General features: G+C 65.2%; 17 protein-coding genes and 3 pseudogenes. 15 read left to right on the top strand and 5 right to left on the bottom strand.

From position 1 onward, the window contains the following. The first annotated feature begins 70 nt into the window (after positions 1–70). From AC0KUR_RS11005 to AC0KUR_RS10955, 11 genes and pseudogenes are all read left to right on the top strand, one after another. Complete coding sequence (locus AC0KUR_RS11005; protein WP_124671223.1) at positions 71–1,660, top strand: methyl-accepting chemotaxis protein; 1,590 nt, start codon at positions 71–73, stop codon at positions 1,658–1,660. Positions 1,661–1,720: 60 nt separating this feature from the next. Continuing rightward, a pseudogene (locus AC0KUR_RS11000) lies at positions 1,721–2,152 on the top strand (transposase); the annotation flags it as partial. 343 nt (positions 2,153–2,495) lie between these two features. Then, positions 2,496–3,173, top strand: a complete 678-nt coding sequence (locus AC0KUR_RS10995) for a GntR family transcriptional regulator (RefSeq protein WP_080288031.1) — start codon at positions 2,496–2,498, stop codon at positions 3,171–3,173. Positions 3,174–3,301: 128 nt separating this feature from the next. After that, entirely contained in the window at positions 3,302–4,099 is a 798-nt protein-coding gene (locus tag AC0KUR_RS10990; protein ID WP_080288030.1) for an ABC transporter substrate-binding protein, read from the top strand. Between the two features lie 85 nt (positions 4,100–4,184). Then, positions 4,185–4,883 (top strand): ABC transporter permease, encoded by a 699-nt coding sequence (locus AC0KUR_RS10985; protein WP_473375870.1) that lies wholly within the window; start codon positions 4,185–4,187, stop codon positions 4,881–4,883. Then, positions 4,880–5,620 carry an ABC transporter permease gene (locus AC0KUR_RS10980; RefSeq protein ID WP_226229280.1) on the top strand — a complete coding sequence of 247 codons (741 nt, stop codon included), beginning with the start codon at positions 4,880–4,882 and terminating at the stop codon, positions 5,618–5,620. The genes AC0KUR_RS10985 and AC0KUR_RS10980 overlap by 4 nt, the downstream gene beginning before the upstream one ends. After that, a complete protein-coding gene (locus tag AC0KUR_RS10975; protein ID WP_473375869.1) occupies positions 5,617–6,381 on the top strand; it encodes an ABC transporter ATP-binding protein in 765 nt (254 codons plus the stop codon). Before AC0KUR_RS10980 ends, AC0KUR_RS10975 begins: the two co-directional genes overlap by 4 nt. A 79-nt stretch (positions 6,382–6,460) precedes the next feature. Continuing rightward, positions 6,461–7,831 carry an aspartate aminotransferase family protein gene (locus AC0KUR_RS10970; protein ID WP_473375868.1) on the top strand — a complete coding sequence of 457 codons (1,371 nt, stop codon included), beginning with the start codon at positions 6,461–6,463 and terminating at the stop codon, positions 7,829–7,831. Positions 7,832–7,845: 14 nt separating this feature from the next. Further along, positions 7,846–9,435, top strand: coding sequence for a gamma-glutamyltransferase family protein (locus tag AC0KUR_RS10965; RefSeq protein WP_367190516.1), 1,590 nt, complete (start codon positions 7,846–7,848; stop codon positions 9,433–9,435). 43 nt (positions 9,436–9,478) lie between these two features. Next, the gene (gene speB, locus AC0KUR_RS10960) at positions 9,479–10,447 is read left to right on the top strand and encodes an agmatinase (RefSeq protein ID WP_124608654.1); all 969 of its coding nucleotides are present in this window, start codon (positions 9,479–9,481) and stop codon (positions 10,445–10,447) included. A 155-nt stretch (positions 10,448–10,602) separates the two neighbouring features. Continuing rightward, complete coding sequence (locus AC0KUR_RS10955; RefSeq protein ID WP_473375867.1) at positions 10,603–11,724, top strand: porin; 1,122 nt, start codon at positions 10,603–10,605, stop codon at positions 11,722–11,724. A 144-nt stretch (positions 11,725–11,868) separates the two neighbouring features. On the opposite strand, the pseudogene AC0KUR_RS10950 reads toward AC0KUR_RS10955, so the two are convergent. From AC0KUR_RS10950 to AC0KUR_RS10940, 3 genes and pseudogenes are all read right to left on the bottom strand, one after another. Next, positions 11,869–11,949, bottom strand: a pseudogene (locus tag AC0KUR_RS10950) (hypothetical protein); the annotation flags it as partial. 47 nt (positions 11,950–11,996) lie between these two features. Further along, positions 11,997–13,850, bottom strand: a complete 1,854-nt coding sequence (locus AC0KUR_RS10945; RefSeq protein WP_473375866.1) for an ABC transporter ATP-binding protein — start codon at positions 13,848–13,850, stop codon at positions 11,997–11,999. 105 nt (positions 13,851–13,955) lie between these two features. Beyond that, a pseudogene (locus tag AC0KUR_RS10940) lies at positions 13,956–14,265 on the bottom strand (alpha/beta hydrolase); the annotation flags it as partial. A gap of 89 nt (positions 14,266–14,354) precedes the next feature. Here AC0KUR_RS10940 and AC0KUR_RS10935 point away from each other — a divergent pair. Beyond that, the gene (locus AC0KUR_RS10935) at positions 14,355–14,951 is read left to right on the top strand and encodes a TetR/AcrR family transcriptional regulator (RefSeq protein WP_124670073.1); all 597 of its coding nucleotides are present in this window, start codon (positions 14,355–14,357) and stop codon (positions 14,949–14,951) included. Between the two features lie 57 nt (positions 14,952–15,008). Here the strand turns inward: AC0KUR_RS10935 and AC0KUR_RS10930 are convergent, their stop codons facing one another. Continuing rightward, the gene (locus AC0KUR_RS10930) at positions 15,009–16,721 is read right to left on the bottom strand and encodes a hybrid sensor histidine kinase/response regulator (protein WP_051701121.1); all 1,713 of its coding nucleotides are present in this window, start codon (positions 16,719–16,721) and stop codon (positions 15,009–15,011) included. Between the two features lie 310 nt (positions 16,722–17,031). After that, positions 17,032–17,670: a response regulator gene (locus AC0KUR_RS10925; protein ID WP_049028533.1), complete on the bottom strand. Its 639-nt coding sequence runs from the start codon at positions 17,668–17,670 to the stop codon at positions 17,032–17,034. Positions 17,671–18,199: 529 nt separating this feature from the next. Here AC0KUR_RS10925 and AC0KUR_RS10920 point away from each other — a divergent pair. From AC0KUR_RS10920 to AC0KUR_RS10910, 3 genes are all read left to right on the top strand, one after another. Then, positions 18,200–20,152 (top strand): sensor histidine kinase, encoded by a 1,953-nt coding sequence (locus AC0KUR_RS10920; protein WP_260435792.1) that lies wholly within the window; start codon positions 18,200–18,202, stop codon positions 20,150–20,152. Positions 20,153–20,269: 117 nt separating this feature from the next. Further along, a complete protein-coding gene (locus tag AC0KUR_RS10915; protein ID WP_034191971.1) occupies positions 20,270–20,836 on the top strand; it encodes a TetR/AcrR family transcriptional regulator in 567 nt (188 codons plus the stop codon). A 224-nt stretch (positions 20,837–21,060) separates the two neighbouring features. Next, positions 21,061–21,486 carry an organic hydroperoxide resistance protein gene (locus AC0KUR_RS10910; protein WP_034191970.1) on the top strand — a complete coding sequence of 142 codons (426 nt, stop codon included), beginning with the start codon at positions 21,061–21,063 and terminating at the stop codon, positions 21,484–21,486. The last annotated feature ends 9 nt before the right edge of the window (positions 21,487–21,495 follow it).

Here is a 21,495-nt window from a genome sequence, read left to right as displayed (position 1 = left end):
CCTTTCAATTATCCAACATCGCAAGGACTGCTCTTTATCGTCCGGCCTTGTTGCCCCTGGAGTAGAAGACATGAATCTGAACAACCTGCCGGTCAAGACGAAGCTCTCCGGAGCGTTCGGGATACTGGCAGTCATCGTGCTGGTCGTCTCCGGACTGTCCCTCAAGGAATTGAACGAGGCCAACAGCCGCTTCGCCGGATATATCGGCGGCGTCAATGCACGTGCCGACTTGGCCGAAGCCGTACGTACCGCAGTCGACGATCGGGCGATGGCAGTGCGCAACCTCGTATTGGTGACGACACCGGCCGACGTCGAACTGGAAAAAGCCGCCGTGATCGACGCCGAACGACGCGTCGAGTCCAACCTCGAGAAGTTCAATGCAATGGTGGCCAGCGCTTCCGACCTAAGCGACAAGGGGCGCAGTCTGGCGGCTGAACTCCCGCGGATCGAAGCGCTCTACCGCCCGGTGGCCTTGGACATCGACCGGTTGGCAGTGAGCAACCAGCGTGATGCAGCGATCGCTGAAATCAATACGAAATGCAGACCGCTGCTGTCGGCGCTGATCAAGGCGTCCAACGACTATGCGGACTTCACGCGTCAGCACGCAGCGCAGATGGTGCAGGAGGCGGGCGAACAGTTTTCGACCCAACGAGCCGTGCTGATCATCATCTGTTTTGTCGCGGTTGCAATCGCAGTGCTGGCCGGCGTCGTCATTACACGGGGTGTGTTGCGTGCGCTTGGTGCCGAGCCGGACGCTCTGGGCAAGGTGGCCCAACGCGTGGCCGGCGGAGATCTGGGCCCGGTACCCGGTGCGCAAGCCGCGCCCGCGGGCAGCGTGCTCGCGTCGATGGGTGAGATGCAGGCGAGCCTCGTGCGCCTGATTGGTCAAGTCCGCACGTCAGCGGACGGCATCGCCACCGGTTCGAGCCAGATTGCGTCGGGTAACGTCGATCTTTCCGCGCGCACCGAGCAGCAGGCGGCTTCCCTGCAAGAAACGGCCGCGAGCATGGAGGAACTCACGTCGACCGTCAGGCAGAATGCCGAGAACGCGCAGCAGGCAAGCTCACTTTCTGCCAAAGCGTCGGAAGTGGCAGGGCGCGGCAATCATGTCGTCAGCCGCGTGGTCGACACGATGGGCGATATCAGCGCAAGTTCCAGCAAGATTGCCGAGATCACGGGGATCATCGAGGGCATTGCTTTCCAGACGAATATCCTCGCGCTCAATGCCGCGGTGGAGGCGGCCCGCGCGGGCGAGCAGGGGCGTGGGTTCGCCGTGGTCGCAAGCGAGGTGCGCAGTCTCGCGCAGCGATCGTCCATCGCCGCGAAGGAGATCAAGGATCTGATCAATGCATCCGTGCAGAAGATCCAGGACGGCTCGTCCCTTGCGAGTGAAGCGGGAAAAACGATGACCGAGGTCACGCAGTCGGTCGCTCGCGTCACCGACATCATGAGCGAAATCGCCGCGGCATCGACCGAACAAAGCCGGGGTATCGAGCAAGTCAATCAGGCCATCACACAGATGGACGATGTCACGCAGCAGAACTCCGCGCTGGTGGAGGAAGCGGCTGCGGCGTCGAAATCACTGGAAGACCAAGGGCGACAGCTGAACCATGCAGTGTCGTTCTTCCGGCTGGATGCGAACCAGCAAGCATGGGTCTGAGACGTTTCTCGTAGTCATTCGGCAAGCGAGTTCTCTTTTCCTGGAGGCAAGGAGAACTCGATGAAGAAGCGGTTGACCGACGAGCAGATCGTCCGGACTCCGCGCGTGGCCGAGAGTCGGGACGAACCCATGAAGGATCCGGGCAAGCGCCACGACATCTCGGAACAGACGTTCGAGCGCTGGCGCAACCGGTTCGGCGGCGTGGATGTGGCCGATGCCGACCGGCTCAAGGGGCCGGGAGTCGGAGCGCGAGCGGCTCGGACGTTTGATCGCTGCAATGGCTGGTCATCGACGGCCTGAAGAAATGCAGCCGAAAAAACGAGTCATCCAACGGGACGGCGCGACGCGCTGGAAGCCCTGACCCGGCGGTGGCCACGCCGTCGTCGTTGCGACTGCAACATTCGCCTGCCTGGTGCGACACAAGCCGATCCGGTATGGCGCTACGGCTTTGCGCGCGACCCGTTGGCGGACGGGCGTGCGTTGAATATTCTCGTGCGCGACCCCGCGCATCGACGACACCGCGATTCGATCTTGTACGCGTGGTCGATCATTCATTAGATCGTTTGAGCGAATCAGCAAACTTTGCCGGGCGGCAACACATGCGCGATCGAATCTCGAGCCGCCGGATCGGCGCGGCTCGCGGGGATGTGACCGGATACGCGCGTTGCGATTGCCAACGGGTAAACCCGTATCGTCGGTTATTTTTGGCGTCGTATATTGCAGCCACGGATACAAATATCCAGTATTACAAAATACTTTCCGATTGGGGCGATGGTGATTCCCCGGCGGATGGATCGACGCACGCTCAGCCAGCGTAGCGACATAGGGCAATGACATGAACATGGACGGACAGACACCCTCGCCATATCCGCAATTTCCCGCGACGGCGGAAGAGGAAGCCTACGCGTACGTGCTCTACCGGATCCGGATGGGGACGTACAAGGCGGGCGATCGCTTGATTCCGGAGGACATCGCCGCCGACATCAATACGAGCCGCATGCCGGTGCGAGAAGCGTTTCGCAGGCTCGCCAGCGAAGGGTTGGTCGTGATCCGGCCGAATCGCGGCGCGGTCGTGCGGGGGCTCGACGTCGACGAGATGGAAGTGGTATTCGGCATGCGCGGCGTGCTGGAGGGGCTGGCGGCGCGCATGGCGCTGCCGAACATCACGCCGCAGCATGTCGACGAGTTGACGCGCCTGATCGATGCGATGGAGCGCGCCGAGCCGGACGGCCAGCAGTGGGTGACCGTGCATCGCAGCTTTCACGAGTATCTGTGCCAGCTGTGCGGCCGCCAGCGCCTGATTACGCAGATTGCCGGGCTGCATACGATGGTGGAACCGCACATGCGCTTGTGGCTCGAGCTGGCGTACAAGCCGAAGACGTCGCGCGACGACCACATGTCGCTGATCGAGGCGATCCGGTGCGGCGATCCTGTCGCGCTCGAGGCGGCGGTACGCGAGCACATCGAAGCGACCGTGCCGGCATTGCGCGACTGGATGACGGGCGGCGACTGACGGAACGCGGCGAGGCGGTCGCCGACGCCTCGTGCTTATCGATAAGGCATCCGAAATAATCGTCAGACGAGAGACCTGCAACACGACCACGCAGTCATTTCCACCGAAACACGTTACGGAGTATCGACATGAAACGACACATGATGAGATTCCTGATGCTCGCCGCCGTCATGCTGGCGGCCGCGCAGGCCCAGGCGAAAGAGTGGAAGGACATCCGGATCGGCTACGAAGGCGCTTATCCCCCGTTTTCGTCGATGCAGCCGGACGGCACGCCGGTGGGTTTCGACATCGACGTGATCCATGCACTGTGTGCGCAGATGCACGCCCGTTGCACGTTGGTGCAGATCGGCTGGGACGGCCTGCTTCCCGCATTGATGGCCGACAAGGTCGACGCGATCGTCGCGTCGGTCGCGATCACCGCCGAGCGCAAGCAGAAGGTCGCCTTCACCGACAAGTACTACAACACGCCGCGCCGGCTGGTCGTCGCGAAAAACAGCCCCGTCAAGGACGCGACGCCGGCGGAGTTGAAGGGCAAGCGCGTCGGCGTTCAACGCGGCACGCTGGCCGACAAGTACGCGAGCGCGTATTGGGTGCAGAACGGCGTGCAGCTGGTGCGCTACCCGACCCAGGACGAGGTCTACCTCGACCTGCGCTCGGGCCGCATCGATGCCGCGCTGCAGGACGCGACCGCCGCGTATTCGGCATTTCTGACGAAACCGGAAGGCGCGAACTTCAAGTTCGTCGGCACGCCGATCGTCGGTACGACGCCCGAGCAGAAGGCGTTGCTCGGCGAGGGTTACGGCATCCCGGTGCGCAAGACCGACGACGATCTCCGGCAGCAACTGAACCAGGCGATCACGGCCATTCGCGCCAATGGCGTGTATCAGTCCATCGAGAAGAAGTACTTCGATTTCGACATCTACTGATCGCGTGTCGATCGGCGCCGCGCCGACGCGCATGGATGCGCCGGCATGGCCGATATGAACCCCGAGCGCGCTGGAAAGGAGCGTTATGTCCGAATTGCAGCAATACCTGCCGGCGCTGTTGCGCGGCGCCGAGGTGACGATCATGCTCGCCGTGTTGTCCGTCGCGCTCGCCGTGTGCATCGGCATCGCGGGCGCGATGGCCAAGCTGTCGGGCTCGCGTGTGCTGGTGTCCGCCGCCACCGCGTATACCACGCTGATTCGCGGCGTGCCGGAATTCGTGATGATGCTGCTGGTGTTTTATGGCGGCCAGATTCTACTGAACCAGCTGTCGGCCGCGTTCGGCTTGCATGCGCCCGACGTCGACGCGTTCGCCACCGCCGTGCTGACGATCGGCTTCATTTTCGGCGCGTACTACACGGAGACGTTCCGTGGCGCGATGCTCGGCGTGCCGCGCGGCCAGATGGAGGCGGCGCGCGCATACGGATTCTCGGGATGGCTCGCCTTTCGACGCATCATGTTGCCGCAGATGGCGCGGCTCGCGTTGCCCGCCGCCGTGAACAACTGGCTGGTGCTGCTCAAGACGACGGCGATCGCGTCGCTGATCGGCCTGCACGACGTGATGTTCATCTCCGACCAGGCCGGCCGCACGACCCAGGCGCCGATGACGTTCTACCTGGCCGCCTGCGCGGTGTATCTGCTGGTGACGTCGGGATCGACGGCATGCCTGGCGCGTGCCCGCGTGCGCCTGAACCGCGGCATGCGCGAGGGGAGGCTGCACGGATGAGCCATGAACAATGGATCGCGCTGCTCGGCGCGTACGCCGGCGGGCTGTGGATCACCGTGCAGTTGACCGTGGGCTCGCTGGCCCTCGGGTTGCTGCTCGCGATTCCGCTGGCCGTGTTGCGCGTGTCGCCGAACCGCGTCGTGCACGGCCCGGTGGCGGCCTACACGTGGTTCATGCGCGGCACGCCTCTGCTCGCGCAACTGATGCTCGTGTATTACGGATTCGGTCAGTTCCAGTGGGTCCAGGACGCGTGGCAGCGCGGCAATCCACTGTTGTTGCCGCTGCGCGACCCGTTCGGGTGCGCGCTGATCGCGCTGACCGCGAACACCTGCGCGTATACCGTGGAAATCCTGGCCGGAGCGATTCGCACCACCGCGTACGGCGAAATCGAAGCGGCGCAAGCCTACGGGATGTCGCGCGCGACCGCGTGGCGCCGCATCGTGCTGCCGTCGGCGCTGCGCCGGTTCCTGCCCGCCTACGGCAACGAAATCATCCTGTTGCTGCACGGCACATCGCTCGTCAGCGCGATCACGCTGATCGACCTGACGGGCGCCGCGCGGGATGCCTACGCGAATTACTACGCGCCGTTCGAGGCGTTCATTTCCGTCGGCACCGTCTATTTCGCGTTGACGGGGCTCGTCGCGCTGCTGATCCGGACCGCCGAGCGGCGCCTGCTCGTCCACCTGCGGCCGCTGCCGCTTTCCACGCTTGCTCAATCGCGGAGCCACGCCACATGAATGCACTGTCTGTCGACAATCTCCACAAACGCTACGGCGACAACGAGGTCCTGAAGGGCGTCTCGCTCGCAGCGAACCCGGGCGACGTGATCAGCGTGATCGGTTCGTCTGGATCGGGCAAGAGCACGCTGCTTCGATGCATCAATTTTCTGGAATCGCCTTCGTCGGGCCGCGTGTCGCTGGGCGGCGGGGAAGTGCGGACGTCGGTCGACCGCAACGGCCGGATCAGGATTTCGGATCCCGTGCAGTTGCGCCGGATGCGGACGCGGCTCGCGATGGTGTTCCAGCATTTCAATCTGTGGGCACACATGACGGTGCTGCAGAACGTGGTCGAAGCGCCGCTGCACGTCCTGAAGCTCGGCCGCGCGGAGGCGCGCGAGCGGGCGGAGCGCTATCTCCAGCAGGTGGGCATGACGCATTTCGCCGATGCGTACCCTGCCCATCTGTCCGGCGGCCAGCAGCAGCGCGTCGCGATCGCACGCGCGCTCGCGATGGAGCCGGACGCGCTGCTGTTCGACGAACCGACGTCGGCGCTCGATCCGGAGCTGGTCGGCGACGTGCTCAAGGTGATGCGCGATCTCGCCGGCGAAGGCCGCACGATGATCGTCGTCACGCATGAGATGGGCTTCGCGCGCGAGGTATCGAACCACGTCATGTTCCTGCACCAGGGTGTTGTGGAGGAAGAGGGCCATCCGCGCGACATATTGAGGATACCGAAGAGCGGACGGTTGCAGAAATTCCTGTCCGGCGGGCTCAAATAGCAGGATTCGACGGCCAGTTCCGGCCGGGTCCGCACACGCAAGACACGACCATGGAAGAGACGAAACCAGGAAGGTACCCATGCACATGCTGAAGCAGAATGACATCGACCACGTCCTTCATCCGTATACGAACCTGAGCCGCCATCGCGATGTCGGGCCGATGGTGATCGAGCGTGGCGAGGGCGTTTATGTATACGACACGGAAGGAAACCGCTATATCGAAGCGCTGAGCGGCCTGTTCTGCGCATCGCTGGGATTCAGCGAACAACGGCTGGCCGATGCAGCCGACCGGCAGATGCGCAAGCTGCCGTTCTATCACGCGTTCGGCCACAAATCGTCGGAGCCGTCGATCCTGCTGGCCGAGAAACTGATCGCGATGGCGCCCGTGCCGATGTCGAAGGTGTTTTTCGCGAACTCCGGTTCCGAAGCCAACGACACCGCGGTGAAGTTGATCTGGTACTACAACAACGCGCTCGGGCGGCCGCTGAAGAAGAAGATCATCGCGCGCACGCGGGCGTACCACGGCGTGACGATCGCGTCGGCGAGCCTGACCGGCCTGCCGAACAACCATCGCGACTTCGACCTGCCGATCGATCGCATCCTGCATACGGACTGCCCGCACTACTATCGTCATGCGCTGCCGGGCGAATCGGAGGAGCAGTTCGCGGCGCGCTGCGCCGATTCGCTCGAGCAACTGATTCTTCGCGAAGGGCCCGAGACGATCGCCGCGTTCTTTGCCGAGCCGGTCATGGCGTCGGGCGGCGTGATCGTCCCGCCGGCCACCTATATGGAAAAGATCCAGCGCGTGCTGAAACGGTACGACATCCTGCTCGTGGCCGACGAGGTCATCTGCGGTTTCGGTCGGACCGGCAACATGTTCGGCTCGGAAACGTTCGGCATGCAGCCCGACATGATCGTCGTCGCCAAGCAGCTGTCGGCCGGCTACCTCCCCATCTCGGCGCTGATGGTCAACGAGGGGATCTATCGCGCACTCGTGGCCGAAAGCGAGAAGATCGGCACCTTCGGCCACGGCTTCACGTACAGCGGCCACCCCGTTTGCGCGGCCGTCGCGCTCGAGACGCTGCGCATCTACGACGAGGACGGCGTGCTCGACCACGTGCGCGACGTCATCCCGCATTTCCAGCAGCGCGTGGCCGATCTCGCCGCGCATCCGCTCGTGGGCGAGGCACGCGGGTCCGGGCTGCTCGCGGCTGTCGAGCTGGTCGCCGACAAGGCGACGAAAGCGCCGTTCCCGCCCGCCGAAGGCGTGGCGATCCATGCGGGCGAGCGGGCGCTGACGTACGGCGTGATCACGCGGGCGCTGGGCGATACGTTCAATTTCTGCCCGCCGTTGATCATCACGCACGACGAAATCGACCACTTGTTCGACGCGTCGAAACAGGCGCTCGACGACACACTCGCATGGCGCCGGTCGCTGGCCGCACGCTGAATCGGGAGAACACCATGAGGAATTTCGAACAACCGGGCCGCTCGCTGGTGATGTCGACCGGCGCGATGGCCGCGACGTCGCATCCCGCGTCGACGCTGGCCGCCATCCGGATCCTGGAATCGGGCGGCAATGCGATGGACGCAGCCATTGCCGCATGCGCGGTGCAGTGCGTCGTCGAGCCGGGCTCGACCGGCATCGGCGGCGATTGCTTCGCGCTTTATTCGCGCGGCGGCGGCGACGATATCGTCGGCTTCAACGGGTCGGGCTGGGCGCCGGCCGCTGCGAGCGTCGAGCGGCTGAGCGCGCTCGGCATCACGTCGATCGAGCGGCACTCGCCGCACGCGGTGACGGTGCCCGGCGCGGTCGACGCGTGGGCGACGCTCGCGCGCGACCACGGCACGCTGCCGCTTTCCGCGCTGCTTGCGCCGGCGATCCGGCTCGCCCGCGACGGCTATGCGGTCGCGCCGCGCGCGGCCGCGGACTGGGCCCATCAGGCGCAGTTGCTGTCGCTGGACGACACGAGCCGCGCGCAGATGCTGGTTGCCGGCCATGCGCCGCGCGCGGGCAGCGTGCATCGGCAGCCGCTGCTCGCGCGCACGCTCGACGCGATCGCGCAAGGGGGCCCGCGCGTGTTCTACGAAGGCGCGGTCGCCGAGGACATCGTGGCTCGCCTGCGTAGCATGGGCGGCCTGCATACGATGGACGACTTCGCGGCGTTCAGTGGCGAATACGTGACGCCGATCACCGCGCGTTTTCGCGGCTACGACGTGCACGAGTGTCCGCCGAACGGACAGGGCGTCATCGCGCTGCTGATGCTGAAGCTGCTCGAAGGATTCGACGCGAACGACGATCCGCTCGGCGCCGAGCGCCTGCACCGGGAGATCGACGCCGCGCGCGTCGCGTATGCGTTGCGCGACGTGCTGCTCGCGGATCCGCGCTACCGGCCGCTGGATGTCGATACGCTGTTGTCCGAGGCGTCGGTCGAGTCGCTGCGCACGCGCATCGCGGCGCTGCATGCCCTCGGCGCGCCGGTCGCGGCGCCGGTGGAGCACAAGGATACGGTCTACATCTGCGTGGTCGACAAGGACCGCAACTGCGCGAGCTTCATCAATTCGCTGTTTCATCCGTTCGGCAGCGGCATCATGTCCGCGCAAACGGGCGTGATGCTGCACAACCGCGGCCAGAGCTTCACGCTCGAAGCGGGCCACCCGAACGCGATCGCGCCGCACGCGAGGCCGATGCATACGATCATCCCCGGCATGGTGACCCGCGACGGCAAGGTGCAGATCACGTTCGGCGTGATGGGTGGCCACTACCAGGCGATGGGACATGCGCACTTCCTGTCGAAGGTGCTCGACTACGATCTGGACCTGCAGACGGCGATCGACCTGCCGCGCATCTTTCCGCGGCCGGGTACCGATCAAGTGGAGGTCGAATGCACGATGCCCGCGGCTGTGCGCGAAGCGCTCACGCGACGCGGCTTCAACCTCGTCGCGCCGAACTGGGCGATCGGCGGCGCGCAGGCGATCCGGATCGACTGGGAGGCCGGCACGCTGATCGGCGCGTCCGACCATCGCAAGGACGGCTGCGCGCTGGGCATCTGACCCGGGCGTCCGCATTGTCGGCACACGAAACAAGGATGACATCATGCAGAAGCAGTCGGTCGTACGTGGAGACGGCGCGATCCGCCGCGAGTCGCCATACGGTTCGTCGAAGGAGAATACCTATGCGGGCGTGGTGTCGTTCATGCGGCGTCTGTATACGAAGGAACTGGCCGGCGTCGATCTCGCGGTGACGGGCGTGCCGCTCGATATCGCGACGACCAACCGTCCGGGCGCGCGGCTCGGCCCGCGTGCGATCCGCGCGGCGAGCAGCCAGCTCGGCGTGCTGCTGCCGTATCCGTGGGGGATCAATCCGTTCGACGACTATGCGGTAATCGACTACGGCGACTGCTGGCTCGACGTACACAATCCGTCGACCGTCAAGGAGACGATCGTCGCGCATGCGCGCACGATACTCGACGCCGGTGCACGGATGCTGACGCTCGGCGGCGATCACTACATCAGCTATCCGCTGCTCGTCGCTCATGCGGAAAAATACGGCCGGCCGCTTTCGCTGATCCATTTCGATGCGCACTGCGATACCTGGCCGGACGATCGGCCGGACAGCCTCAATCACGGGTCGATGTTCTACAAGGCGATCAAGGACGGCCTAATCGATCCTGTCCACTCGGTGCAGATCGGTATCCGGACGTGGAACGACGATTTCATGGGCGTGTCGGTGCTCGACGCGGCGTGGGTGCATGAACACGGCGTGAACGCGACCATTGCCCGAATCGTCGAGATCGTCGGCGCGCGGCCGACCTATTTCACCTTCGACGTCGACGGGCTCGATCCGGCGTTCGCGCCCGGCACGGGTACGCCCGTGCCGGGCGGCCTGTCGAGCGCGCAGGCGCTGTCGATCATCCGCGGGCTCACGTCGGTCGACCTGGTCGGCGCGGACGTGGTCGAGGTCGCGCCCGCCTACGATCACGCTGACATTACCGCGCTGGCCGCCGCGCACGTGGCGAGCGAGCTGGTCTGCCTGTTCAGGCACCGCGCTCGCGCGGCGCGGTAAGGCCTGGGCGCGCCGGCGATTCGCGTCGCCGGTGCGGCCCGGGAAAAACGGCATCGATTTCGGTCGTATCAATTCGGTATCCGAATTGAATGACGAACGAAACCAAAAACATGTCAATAGATGGATCAACCACGCAACGACAGGAGAGCACGGCAATGAAATGGATCGCATCGACCACACTTGCATGCGCGGCCGGTATGTGCGGCAGTGCATTTGCGCAAAGCTCGGTCACGCTGTACGGCGTCATCGACGAATCGATTCAGTACACGCACAACACCGGCGGCGCCAGCAACCAGGTCAAGCTGCAATCGGGACAGATGTCGGTCAGCCAGTGGGGGCTGAAAGGCACGGAGGATCTGGGCGGGGGCTTGAGCGCGCTGTTCAACCTGCAGAACGGTTTCAACGTGAACAGCGGCAAGATGAGCGGCGGCCTGCTGTTCGGACGCAAGGCGTTCGTCGGGCTGTCGGGCGGATTCGGTACGGTGACGGCCGGCCGCCAGCAGGATACGTTGCAGGACCTGGTGTTGCCGGTGCAGGGGAACAATTTCCTCGAGTACTTCACGGCGCCCGGCGACGTCGACAATGCAGACGGCTCGGTCCGCAACAGCAATGCGGTCAAATGGGTGAGCCCGTCGTGGGGCGGCCTGCAGGTGGCCGCGATGTACGGGTTCGGCGGCGTGGCGGGCTCGGTCGGCTCCGGGCAGGCGTACAACGCCGCGATGTCGTACACGGCCGGGCCGGTGACCGTCGCGGCCGGCTATGCGCATCTGGACAACGGTAACGCGGTGCTGTCGACGCGTGGCGCAAGCAGTGCCGATACGATCTTCCTGTCGCCGGTCAACAATGCATACGTGACGGCGAGTGCGGTGAATATCGCGCGGGCCGGCGTGAGCTACGTGCTCGGTGCCTTCACGCTGGGCGGCCACTATAGCTATGCCGAATACCTGCGCGACGGGCATTCGACGTTCGGGGCGGCCGAGCGCTACAACAACGGCTCGGTGTTCGTCGCATGGCAGGCTTCGCCGGCACTGTTGTTCGAGACGGGTTACAACTATCTGAAATCGCACGGCGATTCGTCGGCCATCTACCAGCAGGTCACGCTCGCGGCCGACTACGCGATCAGCAAGCGTACCGATCTCTATGCAACGATGAGCTACGGGCACGCGTCGGGCAGCAACGGTGCGGGCCCGGCGCAGGCGGTGATTGCGGATGCGTATGTCGATGGCGGCAAGGCCACCCAGGAGCTTGCGATCGTCGGGATTCGCCACCGTTTCTGACACGCAAGCGGCGCGCGTCATGACAGTGGCACGCTCGTGGCCGCTGTCGTGACGCACGAGGTGCAGGGGAGACGGCGTTTGGCAAGCGGCCATCCGGTATGCGTCTCCCGGTACATCGTGGGCGATGCGCACCGGCAACGAGAACACGATGATTTCCGGGAAACCGTGGTCGACCCACAACCCGGTCGTGAACGAGAAACCCGGTTCGTCGCCTTCGGCGAGCACTTCCGTGCAAAACCATCCGTGCCGCCACGTTGCCGCGGCATCCCCGCCTACCGCTCCGCGCCTTCCGCTTCCGCCGTTTCGCCGAGGAACCCGCCGCTCTGGTGCGCCCACAGCGCCGCATAGATACCGCCCGCGTTCAGCAGCTGCTGGTGCGTGCCTTCCTCGACGATGCGCCCTTCGTCGAGCACGATCAGCCGGTCCATGGCCGCGATCGTCGACAGCCGGTGCGCGATCGCGATCACCGTCTTGCCGCTCATCAGCGTGTCGAGGCTGCGCTGGATCGCGACTTCGACCTCGGAATCGAGTGCGCTGGTCGCCTCGTCGAGCACGAGGATCGGCGCATCCTTGAGCATCACGCGCGCGATCGCGACGCGCTGCCGCTGGCCGCCCGACAGCTTCACGCCGCGCTCGCCGACCTCGACGTCGTAGCCGCTGCGCCCGTGGCGGTCGCGCAGCCGGTCGATGAACTCGGACGCTTCCGCCCGCACGGCGGCCTCCTGCATCTCGCGCTCGGTCGCGTCGGGCCGCCCGTACAGCAGGTTCTCGCGCATCGTCCGGTGCAGCAGCGACGTATCCTGCGTGACCATCCCGATCGCGCTGCGCAGGCTATCCTGCGTCACATGCGCGATGTCCTGGCCGTCGATCCGGATCGTGCCGCCGCCGACGTCGTAGAAGCGCAGCAGCAGGTTCACGAGCGTCGACTTGCCGGCGCCCGAGCGGCCGATCAGGCCGATCCGTTCGCCCGGCCTGATCGTCAGGTTTAGCCCGTCGAACACCGTGCGGTCGTTGTCCTCGTGCGCGAACTGCACGTTGTCGAATACGATTTCGCCGCGTTGCACCGCGAGCGGCCGCGCATCGGGCGCGTCGACCACGCTGCGCACCTTCGTCAGCGTGTTGATGCCATCCTGGATCGTGCCGACGTTCTCGAACAGCTCGGTCATTTCCCACATGATCCAGTGCGAATAGCTCGACAGTCGCAGTGCCATCGCGATCACGGCCGCGACGACGCCCGCGCTCGCCTCGCCGTGCATCCACAGAGCGAGCGCGAGCCCGGCCGAGCCGACCAGCAGCAGCGTCGACAGCAGATGATTGACGATCTCGAACGCGCTGACAAGCCGCATCTGCGCGTCGCCGGTCGCCTTGAACGCCTCCATCGCGCGCCGGGCATGGTCGGCTTCCCGCCGGGTGTGCGAGAACAGCTTCACGGTGGTGATGTTCGAATACGCGTCGGTAATGCGGCCCGTCATCAGCGCGCGCGCGTCGGCCTGCCGGCTGCCGACGGCGCCCAGGCGCGGCACGAAATACGCGCACGCGGCGCCGTAGCCGAGCGCCCACAGCACGAGCGGAATCATCAGCCGCCAGTCGAAGCTGGCCGCCAGCACGAGGATACCGATCAGGTAGGCGGTCACGCCGATCACGACGTCGACCGACATGAACAGCGCGTCGCGCACCGCGAGCGCGGTCTGCATGATCTTGGTCGTCACGCGGCCCGCGAATTCATTGGCGTAGAACGACAGGCTCTGGTCGAGCATCAGCCGGTGAAACAGCCAGCGCAGCCGCATCGGGAAGTTGATCGCCAGCACCTGGTGCTTGACCATCGTGTGCAGCGCGATCAGCAGCGTGCTGCCGGCGAGGATCGCCGCGAAGCCGGCGAGCGCGCCGAAGTGGCGGCCGCCGAATTCCGCCGGTGTCGACGTCGACAGCCAGTCGACCACGTGCCCCATCATCGCGAACAGCGCGGCTTCGTATGCGGCGAGCGCGGCCGACGTCAGCGCGATCAGCAGGATCCAGCAGCGCGCGCCTTTCGTGCACGCCCAGACGAACGAGAAGAATCCCTTCGGCGGCGTGACGGGATCTTCGAGCGGGAAAGTCGGCAGGCGACGTTCGAACCACGAATACATTGAAACTCCTCCTTGTAGCGGCCGCGCGGGGCGGTGCGACCGATATTGCCTGATGCCCGTTTCATCTAGCGCGCCTTTGGCGGCGCTGCCGTGTTGCACATGTGTTCACTGCGACCGGATCCACGCTTCGATCGGGCCGAGCGTGCCGGGCGCATACACATGGCGCCCGAGCGCCGTGTACGGACCGATCTTCCACTGCGGCCAGTCCGACTCGAGCGGGTAATCGAACCAGCCGGCGCGCGGCAGCCGGTGCGTCGCGCCGGGCACCACGACGACGCGCCGGATCGACGTGGCTATCCAGCGCGCCCCACCCGGCCAGCACGGGCCCCTGCCTCGTCGCGAGCGCCTGCGATGCATCTTCCAGATAGTCGCGCTCGGCGGCCAGTGTCGCATCGATCCGGTCCGATTGCAGGCCGCCTTGACGCCCGCAGCCCATCGCCATGATAATAGATCGACTGATCAGTCTAATAAATATTAGAGCGATCGTCATGTACGGAGTTCCCGTTGAGAAAGATCGATCCTGAAAGAGTGGAAGCGAAGCGGCGCCAGATTCTGGATGCCGCCATCGCCTGTTTTGCGCGCGACGGCTTTCATGCGACGTCCACGGCCGCGATCTGCAAGGCGGCCGGGATGAGCCCCGGCAACCTGTTTCACTATTTCCCGACCAAGGCGGCGATCGTCGAGGCCGTCGCACAGGAAGACCAGCGCGAGATGGCCGAGCTGTTCGCGCGGCATGCGAACGCCGACGATGCGCTGACCGCGATCGAGGAGATCGCGCTGGCGCTGATGGAACTGTCGAGCGATCCCGTCTATGCGCGCATCAGCATCGAGACCGCGGCCGAGGCGACGCGCAATCCGGAGGTCGCGGCATTGTTCGCGGCGAACGAGGCGCAGGTGAAAGGGAGGATGGTCGAGCTGATCAAGCGCGGTGTGGCGCAAGGGACGATCGACGGGAGCCTGAAGCCGGATCTCGTCGCGACGTGGTTGCTCGCGCTCACGGAAGGCGCGGTCGGGCGGGTCGTATTCGAGCCGGGATTCAAGCCGCGCGCGCATCGCGCGATGCTGCGGACGATCATCCGGCGGATGCTGCGGCCGCAGTGACGATCGCTGTCCCGATACCGCGCGGCACCCTCGTCGTCGCGCGTTTCGGTCCTGGTCTCATCTGCCCTTCGGCGCACCCAGGCAGCGCATGATTGCCGAGCGCAGCTTGTCGCTCGGCACCGGCTTGTGCAGCAGCATGAAGCCGCCGTGCTGCGATCGGCCGGGCCGGCGCGCGGTGGTGTCGCCGGTGATCAGCATCGCGGGAATGGCCGCGTTGAATTCTTCGCGAATCCGTGCGATCGCGCCGATTCCGTTCTCGTCGCCGCGCAGGTGCAAATCGCAGATCAACAACGTCGGGGGTACGTCGCCGGTCGCCAGAAGCGCGATCGCGTCGTCGACCGACGGCGCCACGACGACGCGGTATCCCCAGCGGGTGAGCAGGATCGACATGCCCGCGCGGATGGCCGCTTCGTCGTCGATCACCACGACGAGGTGCGCCGCGGCCGCGGCGGCCTCGTCGAAGGCGAACTCGTCGACGGCGGTCGCGGGCGGTTTCACGACCGCGTCCACTCGTACCAGACGCAGTTCGAAGCACGAGCCCTGCCCGGGCGCCGAGCGTAGTGCCAGCGGGCACTCGAGCAGCTCCGCCAGGCGCCGCACGATCGCCAGGCCGAGGCCCACGCCCTGTTCGTGGCCGCGGTCGCGATGGGGCAACTGGTAGTAGTCGTCGAACACGCGGCTTTGCTGATCGGCGGGAATGCCGCGCCCGGTATCGATCACTTGCAGGCGGACATGCGTGTGTGTGCGCCGGCAGCCCACCACGATCCGTCCCGCGTCGGTATAGCGCACCGCGTTGGACAGCAGGTTGCGCGCGATCCGCTCGATCAGCACCGGATCGGAGTCGACCACCACGGTGCTCGGCACGTACGACAGGTGCAGCCCCTTCGCGCGCGCGTCGACGGCTACGTCCCGGCACACCCGCTCCAGCACCGAATCGATCGCGAACGGCCTGCGATGCACGGGCACGACACCGGCATCGAGCCGCGAGATGTCCAGGATCGCGGTGAACAGCTCGTCCATCGCATTGACGGATTGGTCAATGCGTTCGACGAGCAGCGCGCCATCGACGGGCATCGGCACGTGCCGCAATGCGCCGACGAACAGGCTCAATGCATGGACGGGCTGGCGGAGGTCATGGCTTGCCGCCGCGAGAAAGCTCGATTTGACGCGCACGGCTTCCGCGGCGAGATCCTTCTGCTGCCGGAAGTTTTCGGCCAGTTGAGCGGCCTGCTGGCGCGCGTGTTCGGCGGTCCGTTGCGCATGGATGAGCTGCAACTGCATCTCGATCTGGTTGCGCAGCTCTTCGACCAGCCGGATGTACCGCTCCGAATAGGCGTTTTCCTTGCAGTCGAGCAGGCAGATCGTGCCGAACGTCGTCATGTCCGGCCAGCGGATCGGCAGGCCGAGATACGAAACCATATTCACGCGCAGATCCGGATTGTTTCGCCAGCGTTCCGATCGTCGCGCGTTCGGCACGACCAACGAGCGGCCGCTCTCGATCACCGCTTCGCAATAAAGCCCCGATCCGTGCAGCTCGGCCGATTCGCCCGGATAGAACGGATTGCCTTCGGATCGGCTCGCCACCAGCACGCGGATGTCTTTTCCGACGTTGCGCATGATCAGCGCGGCCGGCACGCCGACGATTTCCGCCATCAGGTCGACGAGACGCTGCCAGCGCGCGATCACGTCGGCGGCCAGGTCGAACGGGACGTCCGAGGCTGCCGAAACGATCGGCGGCGGGGCTTCGGGTGATTCGTCGGCGCGCGTCATGCACGGGCTCCTCGGGTATCACGCCCCGGACCCGGAGCCCGCATGCGGTATCGCGACCGGGCCCGGCGGTTGGCGTCGGTGCCGCGCCCGTTCATTGCCACGTGAATGCACATGAATGTCCGTCAAGTGTCGTTCATTGCGTGTGAGGCGAATTGCAATCGCGCGCGTCGCACGCGGGTGCATCGGGGAGTCGGAGGATCGCGCCACGATTCGTGTCTCGGGGCGGGGTTGTCATCAACGCCCCCGTTTGCGTCGAGGATGCAGAAAAAATTTAGGCGATCCCCGCCGGCAACGCAATTCGCGCTTCCGGTCAGATGAGTCCGGCCTTCCTGCCGACGGCAGCCGCCTGCGTGCGATTGATTACGTTCAACGCCTTGAAGATCGCAGTGATGTGCGCCTTGACGGTTTTTTCCGACAGGCCGAGCTTGCGGGCGATGACTTTGTTCGGCATGCCTTCCGCAAGATAGCGCAGCACTTCGATCTGGCGGTGCGTCAGCAACTCGTCGCGCGAAAGCGTCGTCGCCCCGGCGCTGTCCGGCTGCTGTGTCGCGTGTTCGTCGAGTACGAGCGGTGGCACGTAACGCTCGCCGCTGAGCGCGATCCGGATGGCAGACAGCAGCGTATGCGGGCTGGCCGATTTCGGCACGTAGCCCATCGCGCCTTGCGTGAATGCGGCGCGCACGGCGCCCGGATCTTCCGACGACGACAGCACGATGACGGGCAGCCCCGGGCGCATCTTCGCGAACACGGCGAGCGCGTCGATCCCGTCCATGCCTCGCAGCTTCAAGTCGAGCACGATGGCGTCGAGGTCTGCGTGCAGGTTGAGCAGGTGCAGCGCGTCATCGGCGCTGCTCGCCTGAACGACGATCATGTCGGCGTCTTCCCGACGCAGCAGCATCTCCACGCCGTCACGCAGGAGCGCGTGATCGTCGACGATCAGTATTTTCATGGGCGCGATGGGCTGTGGGAAAGCCGACGCCTATCCGATAGGAAAGAACAGGATTGTACAAGACGAAAGTCGTAATACTAACGTCCTGCTTATCCGGTATTTCCCCTGCGTCGAACGTCGCGTTTACATTCCGTTTGAAAAGGTCGAGACTCCATCGCGGCAGTGGCTAATGGCAGGCGATTCAGGCGGCGCCGTGCTGCGATCGTCGGCGTGCGTCTGCCGCTGAATGCCGACTGAAACCCAGGTGTATCGCAGTGCGAAGCAAGCGTGTGGAGGAAGGCCGTCGAAAGTCGCCGCACGGGAGCCGTTGAATCGGATATTTCACGATGAAATAAGCATGATGAAACGGCGTATTTTTTTCCATGTGTCATTCGATGGCGAGGCCATTGATTTCGATTGTGCGTCAATTGATGCCGGCGATGAGTGTTGTCAACGGAAATGACGTAATTCAGGAATCGAACGTGACGTATCCATGTCCCACCGGCGATGCCGAATCGGGTGTGTTCCGTTGCCGAAGCGGACGGGCGCCATGAGCTTCGATGGCCTCTCGATCCAACAGCGGATGGGCATCGGCTTCGTGCTCGTCGTGATGCTGACGATCGTGGCGTGTGGAACGATCGTCCTGGAAAGCTACCGGCAATACCGGCAGGGGAGCCTCGATTTGCGCGATTTTGGGCGGGTCGAGCGCGCGATGGTCGCGGCGAACCTGATTTCGGCCGAACGCTGGCCGGCCAACACGCTGCTTGCGTTGCAGCGGCGCGACCCGGCGGCGGACGTGGAGGCCGTAAGCGATGCGCGGATGCGCTCGAACCTGGCACTCGACGCGCTTCGAACGGACATCGCGCAGGCGGCGACCCTCGAGGCACCCGAGCGGCGGATCGCGTTGCGTGCGCTCGAGTCGATCCGCGCGGAACTGGACGGCGCCCGTGGCGAAGTCGACGCGCTCGCGGCGCAGCCGCTGACGGCGCGCACGGTGTGGCAGGTTCAGGCGGCGCAAGACCGGATGTTCGCGGTCGCCGACGATCTCGCGTCACTGGCCGACGACGTCATGGCCGGCACGGCAATGCGCAATCCGGCGACGTCGGGTTTGTTGATGCTCGCGCACCTGCTTGGCGACCTGCGCGAATATACCGGCCGGCTCGGCTCGCTGTTCGTCGCGTCGCTGATCAAGCGCGAGCCGATCGGCGAGGAGCGGCTCGCGAGCATCATCCAGATGCGCGGACGCATCATGCAGCTGCGCGCATTGATCGCCGGCGCGATCGCGCCGCTGCTCGCCGACACGACGCTCGCAAACGACTTCGCACGACTGAACGACACGCTGGACGGCAGCTTCCTGCCGCTGGTCGCGGCGACGATCCGCGCGAGCCGGACGGGTGCGTATGCGATGAGCGTCGAGGACTTCGCGCGGCGGATCATGCGCGATCTCGGGGCGTCGGAGCAACTGCGCGACCGCGTGATCGAAATGACGAGCGCGCGCACCGTCGAGTTGCGCGATGCCGCCCGCGTCAGGATGGCGCTATCCGTCGCCCAAGCGGCGCTGTGCACGTTGATCCTGTTCCTGCTCGTGCGCGGCACGCAGCGGACGCTGTCGAAGCCGCTCGCCGAGCTGAGCCGGCGCATCGTCGCGCTGAGCCAGGGCGATGTGTCGCCGATCGCCCGGGTGCCGGGCGCGAGCCCGGAGATCGGGCGGGTGAACGACGCACTGGACATGCTGCGCGGCGCCTACGTTCGCCGTTCGGTGCTCGAGCGGCAGCGCAGCGACATGCTGACGCTGTTCTCGCATGACATGCGCGCGCCGCTCACGTCGGTCGTCGTGCTGGTGAATGCGCCTGCCGAATGCCCGTCCGGCTGCACCCTGCGCGAGCGCCTGCATGAAATCGGCAGGCTGGCGTGCCATACGCTGGCGATGGCCGACGGTTTCGCGCAGGTCTCGAGGGCGGAGGCGGGCGAGTGCGTATCGGAGCTCGTCAACGTCGCTGACCTGATGAATCAGGCACGGGATGAAATCTGGCCGCGCGCGCAGGAAAAGCGGATTGCCGTCGAGGACGTGCCGCGTTGCGACGAAGCGCTCGTGTACGGCGACCCGGCACTGCTGTCGCGCGCGCTGGCCAACCTGCTCGGTAACGCCGTCGAGTACAGCGCACCCGATACCCGTATCGAGTGCACGGTCGAACTGACCGAGGATCGCGCGTCGGTGCGCTGCATCATCCGCGACCACGGTTACGGGATCGCCGCCAGCGAGCAGGCGCATCTGTTCGAGCGTTATCGGCGCTTTCGCCTGCAAGGGCAGCCGTACACGAAGGGCGTCGGGCTCGGAATGGCGTTCGCCAAGGCGGTCGTCGATCGGCATCGCGGCGAGATTCGCGTGGACAGCGCGGCCTGGCAGGGCACGACGGTAGTGCTGAGCTTGCCCGTGGCCGGGGCGGACGACGCGGCGGAAAGCGCGAACCGCGAGACGCTGGCTGAACCCGTCCCGGGCTGAGGGCCGGCGGCGACGAGCCGGCCGGTGCGCTCGCCGGGGTGCCAGATTTTCAGACTTTTCATGGTGCCCCGAAAAAAGTCCTTGACTGTCTATCTATGAGTAGATAAAGTTCGATCCATGGAAACGAAACCGACCGTCCGCGAACAGATTCTCGATCACGCGATCACGCTGATGATGCTGCGCGGTTACAACGGCTTCAGCTATCGAGACCTGTCCGACCTGGTGGGCGTGAAGACGTCGAGCATCCACTACTACTTCCCGTCGAAGGACGATCTGGTGCTGGAAGCGGTGGCGGTGTACAGCGACGAAGTCCTCGCGGCCATGCGGACGATCGATCCGGCATTGCCGGCCGACGTGAAGCTGAGCCTGTACACGAAGATGTTCGGCCGCACGCTCGGCGACGGCAACCTGATCTGCCTGTGCGGGATGCTCGCGGCCGATATCGAAACGCTGCCGGAGAACGTGCGGCAGGCCGTGCAGGCGTTCTTCAAGGCCAACGAAAGCTGGCTGGCGGCATTGCTGGCGCAGGGCGCGAAGGAAGGTACGCTGCAGTTCAGCGGCGAACCCGATACGGCCGCGCGCACGTTGTACGCGGCGTTTCAGGGTAGCGTGCTGGCCAGCCGGCTGTTTCATACGCGGGCGCGCCTCGAGGATGTCGAGGCCGTCTGGAAGGCGCGGTCCTGACGGACCGCGCGGGTAGCAGGGCGGTTCGCCGCCGTTTTATGGGTTCTTGTTGTCTATTTAGTGATAGATAGACAATCGGCGCAGAGGGTAATGCTTCTGTATTTTTTTGGGATGCTTGTCTATCTATGAGTAGATAAACAAGCGCGGGACCGGCGGAAAAAGCCGACGGCACGCGATCCCCGGTTCGAAGGTTGTTTCGTTCATTTACTGCAAAGGAGTCTGTCATGTCGATCGAAAAAGTGTTGTACCGCGCCCATGCAAAAGCCACCGGCGGCCGTGACGGTCGTGCGACGGTGCCCGAAAGCGGTCTCGACCTGAAGCTGACCACGCCGCGCGAACTCGGCGGCGCGGGCGGCGCAGGCGCGAACCCCGAGCAGCTGTTCGCCGCCGGCTACAGCGCGTGCTTCATCGGCGCGATGAAGTTCGTCGCGGCCCGCGACAAGATCGCGATGCCCGCGGACGCCGCCATCGAAGGCAGCGTCGGCATCGGCGCGATCCCGAACGGTTTCGGCATCGAAGTCGAACTGAAGATCTCGCTGCCGGGCCTCGATCGCGACGTCGCGCAAACGCTGATCGACCGTGCGCACGTCGTCTGCCCGTACTCGAACGCGACGCGCGGCAACATCGACGTCACGCTCACGCTTCTCTAATCAATCGCA

Source organism: Burkholderia sp. YHN3-13, from assembly GCF_055810675.1.
The sequence above is the reverse complement of the archived record's forward strand: the minus strand, read 5'-3'. Positions and strand labels throughout refer to the sequence as shown.

What these genes read in the sequence shown, in the direction of transcription:
- AC0KUR_RS11005 (WP_124671223.1), top strand. Translation starts at nt 71, where the DNA reads ATGAATCTGAACAACCTGCCGGTCAAGACGAAGCTCTCCGGAGCGTTC.
- AC0KUR_RS10995 (WP_080288031.1), top strand. Translation starts at nt 2,496, where the DNA reads ATGAACATGGACGGACAGACACCCTCGCCATATCCGCAATTTCCCGCG.
- AC0KUR_RS10990 (WP_080288030.1), top strand. Translation starts at nt 3,302, where the DNA reads ATGAAACGACACATGATGAGATTCCTGATGCTCGCCGCCGTCATGCTG.
- AC0KUR_RS10985 (WP_473375870.1), top strand. Translation starts at nt 4,185, where the DNA reads ATGTCCGAATTGCAGCAATACCTGCCGGCGCTGTTGCGCGGCGCCGAG.
- AC0KUR_RS10980 (WP_226229280.1), top strand. Translation starts at nt 4,880, where the DNA reads ATGAGCCATGAACAATGGATCGCGCTGCTCGGCGCGTACGCCGGCGGG.
- AC0KUR_RS10975 (WP_473375869.1), top strand. Translation starts at nt 5,617, where the DNA reads ATGAATGCACTGTCTGTCGACAATCTCCACAAACGCTACGGCGACAAC.
- AC0KUR_RS10970 (WP_473375868.1), top strand. Translation starts at nt 6,461, where the DNA reads ATGCACATGCTGAAGCAGAATGACATCGACCACGTCCTTCATCCGTAT.
- AC0KUR_RS10965 (WP_367190516.1), top strand. Translation starts at nt 7,846, where the DNA reads ATGAGGAATTTCGAACAACCGGGCCGCTCGCTGGTGATGTCGACCGGC.
- speB (WP_124608654.1), top strand. Translation starts at nt 9,479, where the DNA reads ATGCAGAAGCAGTCGGTCGTACGTGGAGACGGCGCGATCCGCCGCGAG.
- AC0KUR_RS10955 (WP_473375867.1), top strand. Translation starts at nt 10,603, where the DNA reads ATGAAATGGATCGCATCGACCACACTTGCATGCGCGGCCGGTATGTGC.
- AC0KUR_RS10945 (WP_473375866.1), bottom strand. Translation starts at nt 13,850, where the DNA reads ATGTATTCGTGGTTCGAACGTCGCCTGCCGACTTTCCCGCTCGAAGAT.
- AC0KUR_RS10930 (WP_051701121.1), bottom strand. Translation starts at nt 16,721, where the DNA reads ATGACGCGCGCCGACGAATCACCCGAAGCCCCGCCGCCGATCGTTTCG.
- AC0KUR_RS10925 (WP_049028533.1), bottom strand. Translation starts at nt 17,670, where the DNA reads ATGAAAATACTGATCGTCGACGATCACGCGCTCCTGCGTGACGGCGTG.
- AC0KUR_RS10920 (WP_260435792.1), top strand. Translation starts at nt 18,200, where the DNA reads ATGAGCTTCGATGGCCTCTCGATCCAACAGCGGATGGGCATCGGCTTC.
- AC0KUR_RS10915 (WP_034191971.1), top strand. Translation starts at nt 20,270, where the DNA reads ATGGAAACGAAACCGACCGTCCGCGAACAGATTCTCGATCACGCGATC.
- AC0KUR_RS10910 (WP_034191970.1), top strand. Translation starts at nt 21,061, where the DNA reads ATGTCGATCGAAAAAGTGTTGTACCGCGCCCATGCAAAAGCCACCGGC.